The sequence below is a fragment of the Novosphingobium mississippiense genome (assembly GCF_044029535.1).
Lineage (GTDB): Bacteria > Pseudomonadota > Alphaproteobacteria > Sphingomonadales > Sphingomonadaceae > Novosphingobium.
In genome coordinates this window covers 2,696,567-2,714,750 of the sequence record NZ_CP147001.1, presented here as the reverse complement: position 1 = coordinate 2,714,750, position 18,184 = coordinate 2,696,567, and the positions used below count along the sequence as shown (strand labels likewise).

15 protein-coding genes and 1 tRNA gene are annotated in these 18,184 nt (G+C 64.8%); 10 read left to right on the top strand and 6 right to left on the bottom strand.

Features of this window, described 5'->3' with window-relative positions; genetic code table 11:
- Nucleotides 1-120 precede the first annotated feature (120 nt).
- The 3 genes from WBP06_RS12800 (at nt 121) to WBP06_RS12790 (ending at nt 4,418) form a co-directional block, all read left to right on the top strand.
- Nucleotides 121-1,869, top strand: a complete 1,749-nt coding sequence (locus WBP06_RS12800) for a hypothetical protein (protein WP_395328284.1) — start codon at nt 121-123, stop codon at nt 1,867-1,869.
- Nucleotides 1,870-1,903: 34 nt separating this feature from the next.
- On the top strand, nt 1,904-2,899 hold the full coding sequence (locus WBP06_RS12795) for an SIS domain-containing protein (protein WP_395328281.1): 996 nt from the start codon (nt 1,904-1,906) through the stop codon (nt 2,897-2,899).
- 145 nt (nt 2,900-3,044) lie between these two features.
- A complete protein-coding gene (locus WBP06_RS12790) occupies nt 3,045-4,418 on the top strand; it encodes a class I SAM-dependent methyltransferase (protein WP_395328278.1) in 1,374 nt (457 codons plus the stop codon).
- 223 nt (nt 4,419-4,641) lie between these two features.
- Here WBP06_RS12790 and WBP06_RS12785 read toward each other — a convergent pair.
- Nucleotides 4,642-4,715: transfer RNA gene (locus tag WBP06_RS12785), tRNA-Cys, on the bottom strand.
- A gap of 200 nt (nt 4,716-4,915) precedes the next feature.
- Here WBP06_RS12785 and WBP06_RS12780 point away from each other — a divergent pair.
- Nucleotides 4,916-5,452: a molybdenum cofactor guanylyltransferase gene (locus WBP06_RS12780; RefSeq protein WP_395328275.1), complete on the top strand. Its 537-nt coding sequence runs from the start codon at nt 4,916-4,918 to the stop codon at nt 5,450-5,452.
- A gap of 60 nt (nt 5,453-5,512) precedes the next feature.
- Here the strand turns inward: WBP06_RS12780 and WBP06_RS12775 are convergent, their stop codons facing one another.
- Together WBP06_RS12775 and WBP06_RS12770 are read right to left on the bottom strand one after the other, a co-directional pair.
- On the bottom strand, nt 5,513-6,130 hold the full coding sequence (locus WBP06_RS12775) for a winged helix-turn-helix domain-containing protein (RefSeq protein WP_395328273.1): 618 nt from the start codon (nt 6,128-6,130) through the stop codon (nt 5,513-5,515).
- 461 nt (nt 6,131-6,591) lie between these two features.
- On the bottom strand, nt 6,592-7,791 hold the full coding sequence (locus tag WBP06_RS12770) for an LL-diaminopimelate aminotransferase (protein WP_395328271.1): 1,200 nt from the start codon (nt 7,789-7,791) through the stop codon (nt 6,592-6,594).
- A 264-nt stretch (nt 7,792-8,055) separates the two neighbouring features.
- Here WBP06_RS12770 and WBP06_RS12765 point away from each other — a divergent pair, with 264 nt between their 5' ends.
- A complete protein-coding gene (locus tag WBP06_RS12765) occupies nt 8,056-9,924 on the top strand; it encodes a PHA/PHB synthase family protein (protein ID WP_395328269.1) in 1,869 nt (622 codons plus the stop codon).
- 598 nt (nt 9,925-10,522) lie between these two features.
- Here WBP06_RS12765 and WBP06_RS12760 read toward each other — a convergent pair.
- Nucleotides 10,523-11,230 carry a hypothetical protein gene (locus WBP06_RS12760; RefSeq protein ID WP_395328267.1) on the bottom strand — a complete coding sequence of 236 codons (708 nt, stop codon included), beginning with the start codon at nt 11,228-11,230 and terminating at the stop codon, nt 10,523-10,525.
- Between WBP06_RS12760 and WBP06_RS12755 the strand changes: the two genes are divergently transcribed.
- On the top strand, nt 11,229-11,657 hold the full coding sequence (locus tag WBP06_RS12755; RefSeq protein ID WP_395328265.1) for a phasin family protein: 429 nt from the start codon (nt 11,229-11,231) through the stop codon (nt 11,655-11,657). The two genes, WBP06_RS12760 and WBP06_RS12755, sit on opposite strands and share 2 nt — an antisense overlap.
- A gap of 288 nt (nt 11,658-11,945) precedes the next feature.
- Complete coding sequence (gene clpS / locus WBP06_RS12750) at nt 11,946-12,287, top strand: ATP-dependent Clp protease adapter ClpS (protein ID WP_395334144.1); 342 nt, start codon at nt 11,946-11,948, stop codon at nt 12,285-12,287.
- Nucleotides 12,288-12,342: 55 nt separating this feature from the next.
- On the opposite strand, the gene WBP06_RS12745 is transcribed toward clpS, so the two are convergent.
- Nucleotides 12,343-12,837 (bottom strand): hypothetical protein, encoded by a 495-nt coding sequence (locus WBP06_RS12745; protein WP_395328263.1) that lies wholly within the window; start codon nt 12,835-12,837, stop codon nt 12,343-12,345.
- Nucleotides 12,838-13,177: 340 nt separating this feature from the next.
- On the opposite strand from WBP06_RS12745, the gene lptF reads away from it, so the two are divergent.
- Together lptF and lptG are read left to right on the top strand one after the other, a co-directional pair.
- On the top strand, nt 13,178-14,410 hold the full coding sequence (lptF, locus tag WBP06_RS12740; protein ID WP_395328261.1) for an LPS export ABC transporter permease LptF: 1,233 nt from the start codon (nt 13,178-13,180) through the stop codon (nt 14,408-14,410).
- 6 nt (nt 14,411-14,416) lie between these two features.
- Nucleotides 14,417-15,514 (top strand): LPS export ABC transporter permease LptG, encoded by a 1,098-nt coding sequence (lptG, locus tag WBP06_RS12735; RefSeq protein WP_395328258.1) that lies wholly within the window; start codon nt 14,417-14,419, stop codon nt 15,512-15,514.
- An 85-nt stretch (nt 15,515-15,599) separates the two neighbouring features.
- Here the strand turns inward: lptG and WBP06_RS12730 are convergent, their stop codons facing one another.
- Nucleotides 15,600-16,691 carry a fatty acid desaturase family protein gene (locus tag WBP06_RS12730; protein ID WP_395328256.1) on the bottom strand — a complete coding sequence of 364 codons (1,092 nt, stop codon included), beginning with the start codon at nt 16,689-16,691 and terminating at the stop codon, nt 15,600-15,602.
- Nucleotides 16,692-16,837: 146 nt separating this feature from the next.
- On the opposite strand from WBP06_RS12730, the gene WBP06_RS12725 reads away from it, so the two are divergent.
- A complete protein-coding gene (locus WBP06_RS12725) occupies nt 16,838-18,004 on the top strand; it encodes an N-acetyltransferase (protein WP_395328253.1) in 1,167 nt (388 codons plus the stop codon).
- Nucleotides 18,005-18,184: the final 180 nt, after the last annotated feature.

Here is an 18,184-nt window from a genome sequence, read left to right as displayed (position 1 = left end):
GGCGGGGCGCGCCCCCGGCAAAATTTTCCCGGTCGGGGCCCGGTTGAGGGGCTTTTATCCTATAATTATCCGGCACGGCGACAGCCGCGGACACCAATTCGAAGCGGGAAACGGCCTTTCATGAGCATTCACGACGCTGCCGCCATCGTCAGGCGCCTTGGCCCCTGCCGGATCGCGCTGGACCTCGTCGCCCATGCCCGGCTGGCGCAGGAACTGGCGCTGCTGGGCTGCCAGCCGCAAGGCCATACGGCGGGAGCCATCAACCCCGGCAATGGGGCGGCCTACGTCCAGTGGCCCCGCGCCGGTGCGGGTGCCGCCGAAACGCTGGCGGAAGCGATCCGGCCTTACGCCGGGGCCAGTGTGCTGGCGCTGCAATCCGTAGGCAGAAGCCGCGATGCGATCGAGCCCGACCTGTTTGCGCAAGGCTGGATTCGTCATCCCGGCGGCATGACGCACTACGACTATCCGCAATGGAGCGGCCGTGCGATGCCGTCGCTCACGTTCTATTGCCGCGCCGAAGCGGGATCGCCCGAAGGCTTGCTGGCCAGCGGCGGTGCCGATGCGGATGCCGCGATTGCCCGCTATGCACTGGCGGCCAGCCACGTTCGCCCAGGTGACGCGGTGCTGGTCGATGGCGCCTATGCCGCCGATGGGGCGCGCATCGTCGGAACGCTGTCGCAGGCTGGGTCTGTCCGTGCCGGGCTGCCGCTGGACGCGATTGCGGCGCGTTCGCTCGATAGCGTCGTGGCGTTTCAGCCCGCGACGCCGGGCGGCTGGCAGGCGCGGCTGGACGATTACCTGCGCGTGCTGAAGTGCGATGGCCGCCTGATCCTGGCCATTCGCCGTGCCGATGCGGATGATGCTTCCTTGCCAGGCAGCTGGGCGGTGCTGAACGAGGCGCTTTCCAGCCGCTTTCTGGTGGAATGCCGGTACGAACAACTGCCCCTCACGCGCGATCCGATGGGCGCGCGCCACATCATTCCCGCCCCGCTCGACGGGGAAGCGGACGGGCCGTGGCTGCTGGCGGTGGTTTCCGCCAACCCGCTGGCCGGGGCTTCGGACACCGCGGCCTATGTCCATCCCGCCTTCGCGGGCGGAGCGGCAAGCCTTCCCGCGCTGGCCGATTTCGGGGCCTACGACAATCCCTGGCTCTATCGCACGATGGTCCAGATGGGGGAGCGGCTGGGTAACGAGGATACGCTGTGCCGCCTTGCCGAATATGTGATCGGCAACGCGCGATTGGGATCGGCCGATCAGGGCGCGGCGCTTACCGTCTATGGCTATCGCGCGCTGGAGGCGCGGGAGCGTGGCGCGGTGCCGGGTCTGCTGGAGGCGATCCAGGGCTATGCCATCGCGGCGGGCGAAAATCCGCCCGCGCATGTCGCCCGTTGGAAGATATCGCTTTCGTTTCTGGCCGGCCGGCTATGCGAAATGGCCGGAGACCATGCGGGCGCGCTGCGCTGGTATGACGCCACGGCAGCAGCGGACTGGCAGGCTTTTGCGCCGATCCTGGCCACCAAGTCGGTTGCCGCCGCATTCTACGCGGCGCGGCTTCACATCGCCGGCGGCGATCACGGGGCCGCACGGCGCGCATTCCAGCAGGGCATGGACATCGCCCTGCGCGCGGCGGGCAGCGCCCATGGTGACCACATGGGCGATCCGGACCGGCCCATTCCCTTCTACCTCACCGAACTGGCCGAAGTGATCGACATGGGATCGCAGTGCGCCAGTGCGCTGGCCAGGTTCCATCTGCTCGAACGCGATCCGGGGCTGTTCTGGCAGCAGGTGGACGTGCGCCGCTTCGGCCTGGCGGCGTGGAACATCGATCTGGAGCGGGAAAACCGCCAGCTGCGCGCGGCGCAGGGCTGAAATCCCGCATGACCGGAATAGGCGGAGTCATCGAATGCTGAACTACAAGGTCGCGCGGATCCAGGAGCGGGGCGAGCGGGAAATCCGCTGGTTTCGCGATGTCCTGGCGGCGGAGCGGGACGCGCTGGACGGGTTCCTGCAGGCCGATCACGGCGCAATTCCCGCTGCCGTATCGCTGATCGCCGCGCAGGAGCGGCCGATCGTGTGCTTGGGCATCGGCAAGTCCGGGCTGGTCGCAGCGAAAGTGGCGGCGACCTTCTCCAGCCTGGGCACCTCCGCCTTCTTTCTCAACGCGGCGGAGGCCGCGCATGGCGATCTGGGCGCGGTGCAGACCGAGAATGTGGTGCTGCTGTTCTCCAACAGCGGATCGACCGAGGAGATCATGCGCATCCTGCCGATCCTGAAGGCGCGCAAGTGTCGCCTGATCGGCGTGATCGGCCGCGCGGAATCGCCGCTGGCGCATGTGGTCGAACATTGCATCCTGATGGATATCGCGGGGGAGGCCGATCACATCGGCATGGCGCCCACGTCCAGCACCACGCTGCAGATGGCGATCGGCGATGCCCTTGCCGTTGCCGTCAGCCGCGCGCGGGGCTTCACGCGTGAGGATTTCCTGCGCCACCATCCGGCGGGCCTGCTGGGCCGGCACATGATCCCGATCCGCCATCTGATGCACAAGGGGGCGGACCTGCCCACGGTGGGTGCCGATGCCAGCGTGGCAGAGATGATTGCGGTGATTTCGGCCGGCCGCATGGGCGCGGCCTGCGTGATCGACAGCGCCGGGCGCCTGCTGGGCCTGGTGGTGGACGGTGACGTGCGCCGGTTGATCGAATCCCGGCACGATATCTACGCGATCCGCACGGGGGACGTGATGAAAACCGGGCCGATCGTCGCGCCGGACAGCGCCGTAGTCGCCGATGTGCTGTTGCTGCTGCAGGACGCCGGGCGCCCGCTTTCGGTCGTGCCGGTGGTGGACCGCGAGGGCCGGCTTGTCGGGATGATCCAGAGCTACGGCCTGCTGCGGCCCTGAAACGGGCAATCGCCCCGCTGCCACGCCGGCCCGCCCGGCCATTCTATAATGCTATCACCGCCGAGCGTGCCGACGCTCTGCCACATTCGCCTCGCCCGCGCGTCGGTTCCGGTCCGGCGGCGGCCTCTTCGATGGATCGCCTGCGATGAATCTCCAGACCGCCGTACCGCGCGCCGCCAGCGCCGCCGACCTTGCCGTGAAGAGCTTCATTGGCCGTGATCTCGACAGGGGCACGGAGCCGTACGACACCGCCGAAGTCCTTGCGGCCGGGGCGCATCCGTTCCGCGTGGTGTCGTTCTTCACTGCCGACAACGAATATGCCGAATATGCCGCCCGCCTGCGCGCGACGCTGGATGGGTTCGGGGTCGATCATGTCCTGCAGCCGATCGGCAGCATCGGCGGCTGGGAAATGAACTGTGCCTACAAGGCGCAGTTCATCTACGAACAATGGCTGATGTCCGATCGCCCGATCGTCTGGCTCGATGCCGATGCCACGGTGGAAGCGATGCCGGACCTGTTCTCGGCACTGGACGCGGATGTCGCCCTGCACAAGTGGACCTGGAACCATGCCGAGCAGGATCGCGGCTGGGAGTTCTGTTCGGGCACGCTCTATTTCGGCAAGACCGAACTGGCCGGCGAACTGCTGCGGCAATGGGTGCTGCGTTGCCAGGCGGATCCGCTGACCTGGGATCAGGTCCATCTTTCATCGGCATGGTGCGATATCGCCAGCATCCGGCCGCTGAAGACCACGTGGCTGCCCCGCGCCTATCTGCATATCGACGGTGCCCCCGGCGCGGAAACCGCAGTGATCCGCCACTGGCAGGCATCGCGCCAGGCCAAGGCGGATGGGCGCAAGGCCGATGCGGAACCCCGGCAAGTGACCGCGGAGGGCGCGCGCGACCGGGCGGAAAACCGGCTTTGGAGAACGCCTGAAGAGGCGTTCTGGATCAAGGAAGGCGTCGACCACATCATCCCCAGCAACGGTTATCAGTTCCCCGAAGGCTTCGACGTCGGCGCCGCACTCGGCAAGGTGCTGGGCACGCGCTTTCCGGTTCTGGAGATCGGTTGCGGCGTCGGTCGCATCGCCTCGCTGTTCACGCCGGAGGGCTATATCGGCGTCGATGTGAACCCGAACTCGCTGCGGCAGGCCCGCGCGGCGCTGCCCGGCCACAATTTCCGCATCCACGATCACGGTTACGCCTACCCGGCCGCGCCGACGGTGCTGATCTACACCGTGCTGCTGCACGTTGCCGACAATGCGCTGGTACCGATGATGGTGGAGGCGACCAAGGGCCGCGAACGGGTGGTCATCGCTGAACTCATGGACCAGCGGTGGCGCCGCGAAGGCAATCCGCCGGTCTTCAACCGCGACCCGGAAATCTACATCCACCTGATGCAGCAACTGGGCTTCAACCTCGTCGACTATGCCAGGCACGAGTACGAGCATTATAATTGCGCCCCCTGGAATACGGGGCGCGACAGCCGCATCACCTTCCTTGCATTCGAGAAGCGGGCATGAGGCGCAGCGGCGCCATGTGAATTCGCTTGGAAGCCACCGTCATCGGTGGCTTCCTCGAAGCGGCTGGAAACCGGTTCGAGATCGGCTGTCCGAGTGCGATCCTGCGCCATTGTCGCTTCAAGGCGGGCGCAGCGTCGTCCTGCCATCACCCTGCACGCAGGCGTGGCGGGCGCCAATCTGCCGCCCGGAAAGGCGATTGCAGTGCTTGACAATGTAGGGAAGGTGGAGGCCCGAGCCGGAATCGAACCGGCGTAAACGGATTTGCAGTCCGGTGCGTAACCACTCCGCCATCGGGCCATCCGGTGTGGTGGAGTGGGCCACTATCAACGGATTCGCTCGGGCGCAACCGGGATTCACGTTTCGGGTGAATTTCATCGACAGCTTCGCACATGGCGGAACCGCGTTTGGCATGATCCGTTGGTATCCGGGCGTTGTATCCGCGCCGGGTTGCGCTAGGATTCCCGGCAAATCCCACTCCCCTGCGATGGAGCCTGACCATGATTCTCGGAGCGGTTCTTGCAGGCGGGCGGTCTACCCGGTTCGGCAGCGACAAGGCACTGGCGGAAATTGGCGGGCATACCCTGCTGTCGCTTGCGGTGGATGCGCTATCCGGCTGGTGCGAACAGGTCGTGGTCACCGGGCGGGAAACCGCCCCGGCTTCGACGCTGCCGGATTGGCCGCATGCCGATATGGGCCCGCTGGGCGGGCTGGCCGCCGCGATGCGGCTGGCGCAGGATGAGGGCTATACCCAGGTACTGTCCTGCGGTGTCGATGGCGGGCTCTTGCCCGATGATCTGCTGGAGCGGCTTGGCGAGGCGCCGGCATGCGTGGCGTCACAGCCGATCATCGGCATCTGGCCGGTAACCGCGACGGCAACGCTGGAAACCCTGCTCCACAGCGAAGAGAGTCATTCGATGCGGCGCTTTGCCGAACTGGTCGGTGCGCGGGGGATCGAACTGCCGGCCCCGATCGCCAACATCAACACGCCAGCGGACCTCGCCGCCCTGGTGGGGAGGCGAGGTCTGGCGGGTTAGGGCGTTTTCCAATCAGGTGAAATCACCTGACGCCTCGGAAACTGCCCTGGTGTCATGCGTTCAATGCGACAGGGTTTCGACGCTGGCGCGAAGCGCGCGTTCCACCGGTGCGACCTCTGCGGGCAGGACCAGGCGATAGCCGCCATTGGATGACGTTTCGATCACGCCGGCCAGTCCCACGAAGGCCAGCTTGCGGCGCAGGCGCGACATATGGACGGCGACGCTGTTGGTTTCGGGGACGAATCCCATCCTCCAGACGTCATAGATCAGCGTTTCCTTGCTCACGGTGCTGTTGACCGAATCCGCAAGCCGCCAGATCAGCGCGAATTCGCGCGGATTGAGGTTGAGCGGTTCGCCGTCGCCGAAAGCTTCCCGTGCGAGCAGGTCCAGCGTCAACCGACCAAGGCGGCGGCGGCGCGGCAGGCATTGGGCCAATTGAGACAGGCGGCTGGCACGTGCGTCCAGCTCTTCCAGTTCGATCGTGTCGGTAACGACGTCGCCAAAGCCGACATGCAGCAGCGAGGCGCGCTCACAGGCCGTGCCCACGCCGGTGACCAGCACCGTGCGCCGCTGCTCCTGCGGAAGCGCTTCGAGCATCGAAAGCCATTGCCCGGCATCGAGGCCCAGCGCGTCGATCATCCCCACGCAGTCGGTCGAGCCGTCTTCGTTGGGTTCCAATATCCATCCGCAGCGGCGCAAATCGAGCCGCGTCGGTATCGTGTGTTGCGTTAACCAGCGAAATCGCGGTGCGTGACATTCGCTCTTGCCTAGATAGGTCATTCCCCCCCCCTATTTTGCAAGGCCAAACGGTGGTCCGGTAACCGGTATCCTTGAGTGGATGTTGGCATCGGGACAATACCTATATTTTTACAGTACGATATAATTCCAGGGTAAAATTGCCCAGTTTTCCGTGCTCTGACTACTATAGAGGGCGATTTTCGATTGGTATCAGACCCTTGGAAAAATCCCTATGGGGTTTTCCCCCAGGTGCCTGGTTCCCGTGTTTGGCGCCCCGGCGCCTCGCCCCAGCGATTGGTCATTCCAGACCCGGCCCTATCCAGGCCGTTCGGGCTATCCTGCGTTCTCTTCGCGAGGTCCGTGCCGCGAATCCGGCCGAAGCCGGATTCGCGTGCGGAGGCTCAGGCCGCCGGCGTGTTGACGCCCTTCGACGCCAGGAAGCGCTTGATGTTGCGCGCGGCCTGGCGAAGGCGCTGTTCGTTCTCCACCATGGCGATGCGGACGAAACCTTCGCCGTCCTCGCCATAGCCGACGCCCGGCGCCACGGCGACTTCGGCGTGGGTGAGCAACTGCTTGGAGAATTCCAGGCTGCCCATTTCCTTCAGTGCGGGGGGCAGGGGGGCCCAGGCGAACATCGATGCCTTGGGGCTGGGAATATCCCAACCGGCGCGGCCGAAGGCTTCCACCATCACGTCGCGGCGCTTCTGGTAGAGGTTGCGGTTCTTCTCGACGATGTCCTGCGGGCCGTTCAGCGCGGCGCAGGCGGCCGCCTGGATCGGCGTGAAGGCGCCGTAGTCGAGGTAGGACTTCACGCGCTTCAGCGCCGCGATCAGCTTGGGGTTGCCTACCGCGAAGCCGACGCGCCAGCCCGCCATCGAGAACGTCTTCGACATCGAGGTGAATTCCACCGCCACATCCTTGGCGCCCGGCACTTCGAGGATCGAGCGCGTGGGATTGCCGTCGAAATAGAGTTCCGAATAGGCCAGGTCGGACAGGATCCAGACCTTGTTCTCCTTCGCCCAGGCGACCAGGCGTTCATAGAAGGCCAGGTCCACCGTCTCTGCCGTGGGGTTCGACGGGTAGTTGACGATCAGGATCGACGGGCGCGGCACCGTGAAGGCCATCGCGCGGTTCAGCGATTCCCAATAGCGCTCGTCCGGCGTGGTCGGCACCGATCGGATCGTCGCGCCGGCGATGATGAAGCCGAACGTGTGGATCGGGTAGCTGGGGTTGGGCGCCAGCACCACGTCGCCCGGCGCGGTGATCGCGGTGGCGAGGCTGGCAAGGCCTTCCTTCGAACCCATCGTCATCACCACTTCGGTCTCGGGATCGAGATCGACGTTGAAGCGGCGGCCGTAGTAGTTGGCCTGGGCCTTGCGGATGCCGGGGATGCCCGAGGACGCCGAATAGCCGTGGGCGTCTTCCTTGCGGGCCACTTCGCACAGCTTGTCGATCACGTGGGCGGGCGGCGGCAGGTCCGGGTTGCCCATGCCGAGGTCGATGATGTCCTTGCCCGCCTGGCGTGCCGCATGACGCATCGCGTTGACTTCGGCGATAACGTAGGGCGGCAGTCGCTTGATGCGGTAGAACTCGTCTTCCATGACCTCTGTGAATCCATAAAACACGCGGCGAAAAGTGCCGCGCCGGTCCCTGTAGGGGAATAAAGCCCCAGCGCAAATGGCCGATGCGCAATCGTGTGATGGGAAAGCGGGGGACATGCGCAAGTTTTGTCCATCCGGCCGGTCGCTCTCACCGGCCACCTTTGCCAGTGGCTTTGCCGGTTGGCGGCCGGCGGGGCAGTCGATAGGAATGTGATCGAGGGGATTCGCAACGGATCCGTCCGCGCATTCGGAGTTCGACCGCACATGGCGACCGACGCCACCGACCTGATGGCCAAGCTTTTCCAGGATCACGCCAGCCAGGTGACCGGCCTGTTCGGCGGCCTAGTCCCCAAGGAAGGCACGCCCGAAGCCGAGGGCGCCGTGCACTGGGCGGAAATCGCCAGCCGCATGCATTCGATCTGGACCGACTTTCAGGTCGAGCAGATCGGCAAGGCGAAGGACGGGCAGGGACATTGGTCGGACCCGCTCAAGTGGATCGCCACTGCCGAATCCGTGGCGCGCCAGCTTCCACTGTCCGACCCCGAAGTGCAGCAGCGGCTGTGGAACGACGCGGCCGGGCTGATCAATGGCGTGCTGGCGCAGTATGGCCTTGGCCCCGATGCGCGTGAGGAAGGCGTGGCAGAGGCCGATCCGGCGTTGCCGCGTTCGGACGGGCGCTTTGCCGATGCCGAATGGCGCCGCCAGCCGTTCTTCGCGGTGCTCCACCAACTCTACCTGATGCTGGCCGAGCAGGTTGTCGGCATGGCGGAACAGGTGGAAGGGCTGGAGCCTGCACGCAAGGCGCAGCTGGTGTTCGCCACCCGCGCCATCGTCGACGGGCTGAGCCCCGCCAATTTCCCGATGACCAACCCGGTCGCGCTGGAGGCGGCGCGCCGGTCGCAGGGTGAAACCCTGATCCGCGGGTTCGAGAACCTGCTGGACGACATGCGCAAGGGCCAGCTCACCCATGTGCGCCCCGGCGCCTTCGTGCTGGGCGAGAACATCGCGGTGACGCCGGGCAAGGTGGTGTTCGAAACGCCGCTCTACCAGCTGATCCAGTACACCCCGACCACCGACAAGGTGCTGAAGACGCCGCTGCTGGTGTTCCCGCCGTGGATCAACCGTTTCTACATCCTCGACCTCAACGCCAAGAAGAGCTTCGTGCGCTGGGCGGCGGAGCAGGGCGTCAGCGTGTTCATGGTCTCGTGGAAGTCGGCCGATGCCTCGATGGCCGAGATGACCTGGGACGATTATATCGCCGCGCAGGTAGAGGCGGTGGACGTGGTGCGTGGCCGGCTGGGCGTGCCCTCGGTCCATACCATCGGTTATTGCGTGGCGGGCACCACCTTGGCGGCGACGCTGGCGGTGCTGGCGCGCAAGGGAGAGGGCGACAAGGTTGCCAGCGCCACCTTCTTCACCGCGCAAGTCGATTTCGAGGATGCGGGCGACCTCAAGACGTTCGTTGACGACCAGCAGATCGAGACGATCGGCAAGCTTTCGCCCGAAGGCTATCTCGATGGGCGCTATTTGGCTGCGACGTTCAATATCCTGCGCGGGAACGATCTGATCTGGAGCACGGTCGAGAAGAACTATCTGATGGGCGAGCAATATCCCGCCTTCGACCTGCTGCACTGGAACGGGGACGTTACCAACCTGCCGGCCAAGTGGCACCGCAGCTATCTGCGCGATCTCTATCGTGACAATCGGCTGGTGGTGGCGGATTCGCTGCAGGCCTGCGGCGTGCCGATCGACCTGCACCGGATCGCCACGCCCGCCTATATCCAGGCCGGGCGGGAGGATCATATCGCCCCGGCAGAGAGCGTGTGGAAACTGACGCATTATCTGGCAGGGCCGTGGACGTTCGTGCTGGCCGGCTCCGGCCATATCGCCGGCGTCGTCAATCCGCCCTCGGCAAACAAGTATCAGTACTGGACCAACCCGGCGTCGGCCGACACGCTGGAAGACTTCGTGGATGGGGCCGAAGTGCATCAGGGGAGCTGGTGGCCGCACTGGATCGGCTGGCTGCGTGGCCTGGACGGCACCGAAGTGCCTGCGCGCGGCAAGCGGCGCCCGGGTGGGCGGGGCGACAAGGTGATCGAGGACGCGCCGGGCCGCTACGTCATGACGCGATGACGGGGCAGAGCTGACGGCGGGCATCCAGCCAACGCTTCGCCCTGCGTCATTACCGGTACACCGAACTTGCCCAAAGTTTCCGGCGCAATCTCTTTCGAGATCTGGCGGTTGAAGCGCAAGTGACTGCGGTGCGAGAGCCGTCCGGCGGCGGTTGGCGGCCCGGTTCGGGTGCCGTTCGGGAGCCTTTGCCATGTTGATCCGTTTTGGGTGCAGTCCCGGTATGCACCGGACTTTCAGCACCTTACGGCTGCATGGGCGAGGTAGCTTGCCTTCCATGAAGCGATGACCGGCGATCCCGCCGACGCTACCCATGCCCGCCTATGTTGCAGTGCAACATTTTCGTGGCGCAATGCAGCAAAGCCAGATTGACTTCCATGGCGCGAACCCATATTGTGCAACGCAGCAAAAGATTTTAACGAATCGCAGGAATTTCCAGAGTTGCAGTTACGGAGAGCCTGAAGGGTCGGCGGATCGCCATTGCGATCCCGCGGCGCGAATGGCTCGAACATCGTCTATCGCTACGATTTCTCGCCAGGAACGCAGGAACAGCTCAGATGGCCGGCAACGAAGACAAGGACGACGCGCTCGCCGAAAAGGCTTATGCGGCGGCAGCGGAAAACACACCCGTGGTAAGCAAGACGGAATCAAACAAAGTTGCGCCTGCGAAGGGCGCGGCGGCGAAAGCCGGGAACGGTAAGGTCGCTCCAGCCACCACGATCGCGGCACCGTCTGCCGCGGACGCGAAGACGGCGCCCGAGCCGGTCAAGGCTGAGCCGGTGAAAGAGCCGGTCGCCAAAGCCGAGGCTGAGGTAAAGCCCCAGCCGGTGGCGGCAGCTCCGGTTTCGCCGGCCCCGACGGTGGTTCCGGCCAAGCCGGCAGCGGCGAAGGTGGAACCACCGAAAGTGGCAACTCCGACGGTGACTGCCAAGCCGGCGCCTAAACTTCCCGTGAAGCCGAAGCCCAAGGTGGCCGCGAAAGCCAAGGCGCCTGCCAAGGCCGCGGTCGCAAAGGGACCGGCGAAGATTGCCAAGCCGGTCGCGCCGAAAGCGACGGCGAAGGTCAAGACCATTACCAAGCCGGCCATAACCAAACCGGCCGTAACCAAACCGGCAATTTCCCAACCGGCAGTCGCTGCGCGCGCGCCTGCCGCCACCAAGCCGGCCCCCGTGGCCGGAACCCCGGGCTCGGCGAAAGCCGCTCCCGCCAGCGCTGCAAAGTCAGGCCCCGCATCGAAGACGGGTGCCGCAAATACAAGTTTCGCAGGACTGATATCCAACTTCATGCTCGAGGATACGACGATGGACATGAGCGCTAATTTTTCTGCTTTCCAGGATGCCGTGACCGATGCCCAGGCCAAGGCCAAGGCCGCTTTCGAAAAGAGCTCGGGCCTGTTCGGCGAACTGGGTGATTTCACCAAGGGCAACGTTGAAGCCGTGGTGGAATCGGGCAAGATTCTGGCCGAAGGCCTTCAGGGCATCGGTTCGGAACTGGTTGCCGAAGGTCGCACCTCGTTCGCGACGATGACCGGCGACATCAAGGAACTGGCCGCCGTCAAGTCGCCGACCGATTTCTTCAAGCTGCAGGGCGATATCCTGCGCAAGAACTTCGACACCGCCGTCGCTTACGGTTCGAAGAACAGCGAAACCATGCTGAAGCTGTTCAGCGATGTGGCCGCCCCGATCTCGGGCCGCGTCAGCATCGCGATGGAAAAGGCGCGCCACGCGGCCGTCTGATCCATCGCCCTCAGGTCTTTCCGGTGCCTGGAGACGGGCACCGGCAGGCTCCCCGGGCGGTCCTTGTCGACGTCGATCCATCGGCCGGATGGCACCTCCATCCGGCCGAAGCGCGGCCCTCAGCAGGCGCCGACGCGACAATGTTCGACGCAGACCTTGTTTCCCGGGGGGGCGATACGATATTCTCCCCCCATGAACTCCCCCGATTTCGATTCCTTTCAGAGCCTTTCCGCGTCCCTGCGCGCCGTGTCGGACTGCGCGGACGCTGTCAGCCGCCCGAAAGCCGGCCTGACCGTCGGCGGCCCTGATTCCGACGGGCAGGATACCGACGGCGGCGAGCAGGTCGGCATTGCCACCAAGACCCGCGCCAAGCCGAAGAAGCCCAGCCAGTTCAAGGTGCTGATGCTCAACGATGACTACACCCCGATGGAATTCGTGGTGATGGTCCTCAAGCGCTTCTTCCATATGGACCTGGAACAGGCGACGCGCGTGATGCTCCACGTCCACCAGAAGGGCGTCGGCGTCTGCGGCATCTTCCCTTACGAGATCGCCGAAACGAAGGTGAACCAGGTGATGGACTTCGCCCGGCAGAACCAGCACCCGCTGCAGTGCACGCTGGAAAAGGCCTGATTCGGGCTTCTTCCAGGCTTAGCGAGCGTTTGGTTTCGAATTTTCCGGCAATAGATCAGGCATCTGCTTCGGGCGCCGGTTCGTGCTGAAGGTTGTCCTCGCCGGCCGGATCATTGGCGAAATGCCGCGAAAGCGCGCGGAACAGCGCCGCCACGAATGCCGCACAGCGCGAATGCGCGACGGCTTCCGAATCGATCGCGATATCGTCCATCACGATGCGGACGCTTTCCGCCGTCGGCGACAGCGTGTCCACGATCGCCATCGCGCCGTGCGGGACCAGCAGCCGCGCCGCGCGCTCATCCTCTCCCTTGCGCACGCATGCGGCGATTTCGGCGGACAGCAGGTTCCAGCCTGCCGTGTCGATGCGCCGTCCGGCTTCACCGAAGACCACCAGCGCTTCCAGCGCCAGAATGCCGGCTTGCGCCTTTTCGGCGGCTTCCGCGCGCTGGGCGAACCGCTCAAGATCGTGGGTGAAGCCGGATCCGGGTACTCCCAGGACTTCGGGGGCGGCCATGAAGAAGGCACGGGTGTCGAATTGCGCAAGCTGCATGGCGGGGGATCCATGTTCGGGAGAGGGGAGGGGGCACGGTTCGCCATTCGCGAAACCGGCCGATCAGCCCGCTGCTCTTCGAAACTTGGCCTGTCCGCGCAATCGTGAAACGGCGCCGTTTAACAGTGAAATCACGCGATCATGGGAACTTGCCGGGTCGGAAAAGCGGCCGCCGTGGGCCATTTTCGGCCGCCGCAGGCCGGCGTCTTCCACCGCGCGGAGGCCTCACGCCGGCGCGTTCTTCACAGCATCGTGGACAATTCGCTTTGCCCACCTGCGGCAAGCGTTTAAGGGCCACAGATGCACGGTTTTGTGACGACATTCCGGTGAACCCTTCAGCGTGAAATTCCTCAGCGCCATCGATCGATACATCCTCCGCCTGGTGGTGATGCCCATGCTTGGCATCTTCCTGCTGGCGGCCTCTCTGCTCGTGCTCGACAAGATGCTACGGCTGTTCGACTTCGTCGCGACCGAAGGCGGCCCGATCGGCGTCGTCTTCAAGATGCTGGCGAACCTGCTGCCCGAATATGCCAGCCTTGCCATTCCGCTGGGGCTGATGCTGGGCATCCTGCTGGCTTTCCGCAAACTGGCGACATCCAGCGAACTGGACGTGATGCGCGCCGTGGGGCTCAGCTATACGCGCCTGCTGCGGGTGCCGTATATTCTGGCACTGCTGCTGGCGGGGGTGAACTTCGCCATCGTCGGCTACCTCCAGCCGCTGGCGCGCTATTATTACGAGGAACTCAACTACGAACTGAAGTCGGGTGCGCTGGGCGCCTCGATCAAGGTGGGAGAGTTCACCGCGCTGAAGGACCGCATCGCCCTGCGTATCGATGAAAGCCGCGACGATGGTCGCCGCCTGATCGGCATCTTCGCGCGCGTGGCCAACGACAAGGGGCAGGTCCTTTCGATCTCCGCGCGCGAGGGGCAGTTCCTGGCGCTGAAGGGATCGCCGGACACGATCATCCTGCGGCTGGATAACGGCCAGATCATTCAGGACATGCCGGGCAAGGACCCGCGCGTGCTGACCTTCACGCGGCACGATCTGCCGATCGAGCTTCCGCAGGTGGAAAAGTTCCGCCAGCGTGGCGGGCAGGACCGTGAATACCTGCTGCCCGAACTGATGAATCTGGGCTGGAACAAGAGCCTTCCCAAGGAAGAGCGCGTTTCCAGCCAGGCCAACTTCAACTACCGCATGGTCGAGGTCATCATGATGCTGCTGCTGCCGCTTCTGGCGGTGGCGCTGGCGATCCCGCCCAAGCGTTCGACATCGGCGCTGGGTCTGTTCGTCTCCATCGTGATGGTGGTGGCCTATCACAAGGTCAATCAATACGCCGCCGATGTCGCGTCGCTGGGCAAGATGAACCCGATCATCGGCCTCTGGGGCCCGTTCGCGCTGTTCGCCGCACTGATCGTGTGGATGTACTGGCGCGTGGCCTATGTGCCGGGCGGACAACCGCTGGGCTGGCTCGAAAAGGGGTCGGACATCGTCGTCAAGCGGCTCAAGTCGCTGCTCAAGCGCCATCGGCAGGGCCCGATCCTGCCCGAACCCGCCTCGGAAAGCGGGGCCTGACCTGGGATGCAGATGGAATTCTTCCCTTCGCGCACACTGACCTGGTACCTCGCGCGCCTGTTCGTCACCCGCATCTTCGCGGTGTTGCTGATGCTGGTGCTGGTGCTGCAGGTGCTGGACTTGCTGGGTGAGAGCGGGGACATCCTTGCCTATCCCGGCAATGGCCAGGCGCAGTTGTTCTATTACGTCACCTTGCGCATTCCGCAGCTGATCGCTCGCTTTCTGCCCTATTCGGTGCTGCTGGCGACGATCATCACGCTGGCCACGCTGAACCAGAACAGCGAAGTCATCTCGATGAAGGCGGCAGGGCTTTCCGCGCATCAGGTGCTGGCGCCGCTGATCCTGGCCGCGCTGGTGATCTCCGTGGGAAGCTTCGCGTTCAACGAACGCGTGGTGACGCGTGCCTCTGCAATGCTCGATGCCTGGCAGGGGGTTAAGTACGGCCCGATTCCAAAGGATTCGGCGGCAAGGGCCAACCTCTACCTGGCCGACGGGCGCGATCTGATGATGGCGGGCAGCCTGGACGGCAGCGGCAACGAAATCGTGCTGCACAATGTCACGTTCTATCGGCGCGACGACAACGGCATCATCACCGAAATGCTCCGGGCGGAGAATGCGCCTTTCGCCAACCCCGGCTGGCGCTTCGAAAATCCGGTGCTGTTCGACGTGGCGAAGACGACGACGAGCCGCCTTGCCTCTGTCGTGGTGGCGCCGGGAATCACGCCGGCGAAGATCACGATCTCCAAGGTCGATGCCGATTCGCAGAACATCTTCGAACTCAGCCGCTCGATCGAGGCGATGAAAGTGGCCGGCCGCCGCACCAGCGAGCTTGAGGCGGCGTGGTGGCACAAGATTTCCGGGCCTTTCGCCTCGGTGCTGATGCCGCTGCTGGGGGCGGTGACCGCATTCGGCCTTGCCCGTTCGGGCCAGTTGCTGATCCGCGCGGTGATCGGCATGGCGCTGGGCTTCGCCTATTTCGTGCTGGACAACGCCGCGCTGGCCATGGGCAACTTCGGCGGATACCCGCCGCTGATCGCGGCCTGGGCGCCCTTCATGCTGTTCGCGCTGATCGGCGAGACGGTGCTGATCCGAACCGAGGAATAGCGGGCGCCATTCTAGCGCTGCGCTACGAAAAAGGGCCCCGCGTTTGCGACGCGGGGCCCTTTTTGTTTGCCTGTGATGGCCGTCCTCAATGGGCCTGCATCGTGCTCTTGGCGAGACGTTCCAGCAGCGGCATCAGGCCGGGATAGTTGGCCTTCGAATAGGTCGATCCCGAACCGAACTGCTTGGCCAGACGGCGATGCGCTTCCGCCAGCGAGTGGTAGGGCATTGAGGGCAGCAGATGGTGCAGCGCGTGGTAGCGCAGGCCCACCGGCGCCCAGAGTTCGGAGAACTTCGCCGGCGGCGGCACGTTCACCGAATCGAGGTACTGCGCGGTGACGGTCATCGGATCGCCGTCGTTCTCCCACAGGTGCGCCACCAGCGTGCGGACCTGGTTGAGGAACGCGGTGAGCGACATCACGCAGAGCGCGATGATCAGCGGGCGCCAGCCATAGGCATAGCTGGCCGCCAGCACGGCGATCGCCCAGACCGAGCAGCCCAGTTCCTGCCAGAACACCATGCGCGCGAACGCGCCTTCGGGCGGGCGGCGGCCGAACTGCGGATTGATGGCGAGGGCCGAGGCGCGTGCCCACACCAGCTTGCGGACCGGCGGGATCACCACGCCCAGCGGCACCAGCACGGCGGAGCGAATCAGCAGCGCCACCGGCAGCAGGATCGCGGTCAGCGCGAAGACCGGCAGGCTCCACGGCTTCATCAGCGCCAGCGGCAGGTATTCCGGATCTTCCACGGTGCCATAACGGGTGCGGGTGTGGTGGATCGTGTGCACGCCCTCATACATCAGCGAGGGGATCAGCATCGGGATGCCGACGATCAGGTTCCACGCGAAGCGGAAGCCGGGCAGCGCATCGCGGTGGATGTGCGTCAATTCGTGAATGAACAGCAGCGCGCGGTAGAGCGCGAGGGCCGAAAGCAGGCCGCAAGCCACTGCAATCCAGGGATTGCTTGCCAGAATGGCACCGGCCAACGCGGCATAGCCGACGACGGTGGAGGCCAGCATGTCGGGCCAGTAGATCTCAGGGCGCGCGGTGGAAATGTCGCGCGTCAGCTCAACGGCGGCGCGCAGCATCTCCTTGTCGTCGGGGATTTCCGACGAGCGCACGTGTCCGGCCACTTCACGTGGTGCAGCGGGGGACAAGGTGGTGGCATCCTGGGCAATCATACGTCTGGTTCCATAGTCTCCGGGCATAAATCCGGCCGGGTACGGGTTTTGCGAGTGCCTGCGCTTGCATCCGCTTGACAAGGTGGCGGGTGCGGCCGCAGGTCGCGATCCTGATTTTCCCCATAATGCGGAACAAAGGCAGGATCGTGGCCAAAGCCGAACTAGTCATCACACCCGTTTCCAGCAAGGCCGACCGCGCTGCCTTTGTCGATTACGCTTATCGGCACTATGCGTCAGATCAAAACTGGGTCGCGAACCTCCGCTCGGAGGAAGTCTCCAAGTTCACCCCCGGCAAGAACCCGTTCTGGGATCACGCGCGCGGCCAGCTTTTCCTGGCAAAGCGCGGGGGTGAGGTTGTCGGCCGCATATCCGCGCACATCGATGAACTGGCGCTGAAACAGCCGCTGGAGCAGGGCATGGGCCCGGGCACCGGCAACTGGGGCGCGATCGAGGCGGAGGATGAGGACGTCGCCAAGGCGCTGATCGCCACGGCTGAAGACTGGCTGCGCGGGCAGGGCATGACCCGCGTTCTGGCGCCGATGAACCTGTCCGTCTGGGAAGAGCCGGGCCTGCAGGTGCGCGGTTTCGACCATGCGCCGATGGTGATGATGGCCCACCACGATGCGGCCTACCAGCCGTGGATCGAAGGCGCCGGGTATGATCGCGTGAAGACGCTCTACACCTACGATCTGGACGTTACGAAGCAGTTCCCGCCGCTGGTCCAGCGCATCGTTTCCTCGGGCGAGAAGAATGCCAAGATCCGCATCCGCGAAGTCGATCCCAAGCGGTTCGATGAGGAAGCGGCGCTGATCTGCGACATCCTGAACGATGCCTGGTCGGACAACTGGGGCTTCGTGCCCTTCACCGAAAAGGAAATCGAATATACCGGCAAGGCGCTGAAGCCGTTGGTGCACCCCAGCCTGATCCGCATCGCCGAGTACGAGGGCGAGCCGGTGGCCTTCATGATGACCTGGCCCGATCTCAACCAGGCGCAGAAGCGGTTCAACGGGCCCAAGGGCAAGCCGGGTATCTTCGGCCTGATCAAGCTGCTGCTGTGGCTGCGCAAGCCGAATCCGGCGGACATGCGCGTGCCGCTGATGGGCGTGCGCAAGAAGCTGCAATCCTCGCGCCTGGCAAGCCAGCTGGCCTTCATGATGATCGAGTATATCCGCCGGTCCGCCACCGCCAAGTTCGGTGCCAAGCGCGCGGAGATCGGCTGGATCCTGGACGACAACCAGGGAATGGTCGCCATCGCCGACGCCATCGACAGCAAGGTCAACCGCGAATACGCGATCTACGAAAAGGCGCTTTGAGCGGGGGAGGGGCGTTGGCCCCGCCTCACCCCGCCCCGCCTCACTCCGCTTCGCCTCACTTGTGCTTCTGCGCGCCACCGATCGCTAAACACTCGTCGCCCCCGCGTAGGCGGGGGCCCCGCTTACTTGCGCCACAGCGCGGCCGTTGTGCGAAGGAAGCGGGATCCCCGCCTACGCGGG

Bases quoted from the DNA above. Each gene is read 5' to 3' on its own strand.
- WBP06_RS12755 (WP_395328265.1), top strand. From the start codon at position 11,229: ATGAGCGCTAATTTTTCTGCTTTCCAGGATGCCGTGACCGATGCCCAG.
- WBP06_RS12780 (WP_395328275.1), top strand. From the start codon at position 4,916: ATGATTCTCGGAGCGGTTCTTGCAGGCGGGCGGTCTACCCGGTTCGGC.
- WBP06_RS12765 (WP_395328269.1), top strand. From the start codon at position 8,056: ATGGCGACCGACGCCACCGACCTGATGGCCAAGCTTTTCCAGGATCAC.
- WBP06_RS12745 (WP_395328263.1), bottom strand. From the start codon at position 12,837: ATGCAGCTTGCGCAATTCGACACCCGTGCCTTCTTCATGGCCGCCCCC.
- WBP06_RS12790 (WP_395328278.1), top strand. From the start codon at position 3,045: ATGAATCTCCAGACCGCCGTACCGCGCGCCGCCAGCGCCGCCGACCTT.
- WBP06_RS12730 (WP_395328256.1), bottom strand. From the start codon at position 16,691: ATGATTGCCCAGGATGCCACCACCTTGTCCCCCGCTGCACCACGTGAA.
- WBP06_RS12800 (WP_395328284.1), top strand. From the start codon at position 121: ATGAGCATTCACGACGCTGCCGCCATCGTCAGGCGCCTTGGCCCCTGC.
- WBP06_RS12770 (WP_395328271.1), bottom strand. From the start codon at position 7,791: ATGGAAGACGAGTTCTACCGCATCAAGCGACTGCCGCCCTACGTTATC.
- WBP06_RS12760 (WP_395328267.1), bottom strand. From the start codon at position 11,230: ATGTCCATCGTCGTATCCTCGAGCATGAAGTTGGATATCAGTCCTGCG.
- lptG (WP_395328258.1), top strand. From the start codon at position 14,417: ATGCAGATGGAATTCTTCCCTTCGCGCACACTGACCTGGTACCTCGCG.
- WBP06_RS12795 (WP_395328281.1), top strand. From the start codon at position 1,904: ATGCTGAACTACAAGGTCGCGCGGATCCAGGAGCGGGGCGAGCGGGAA.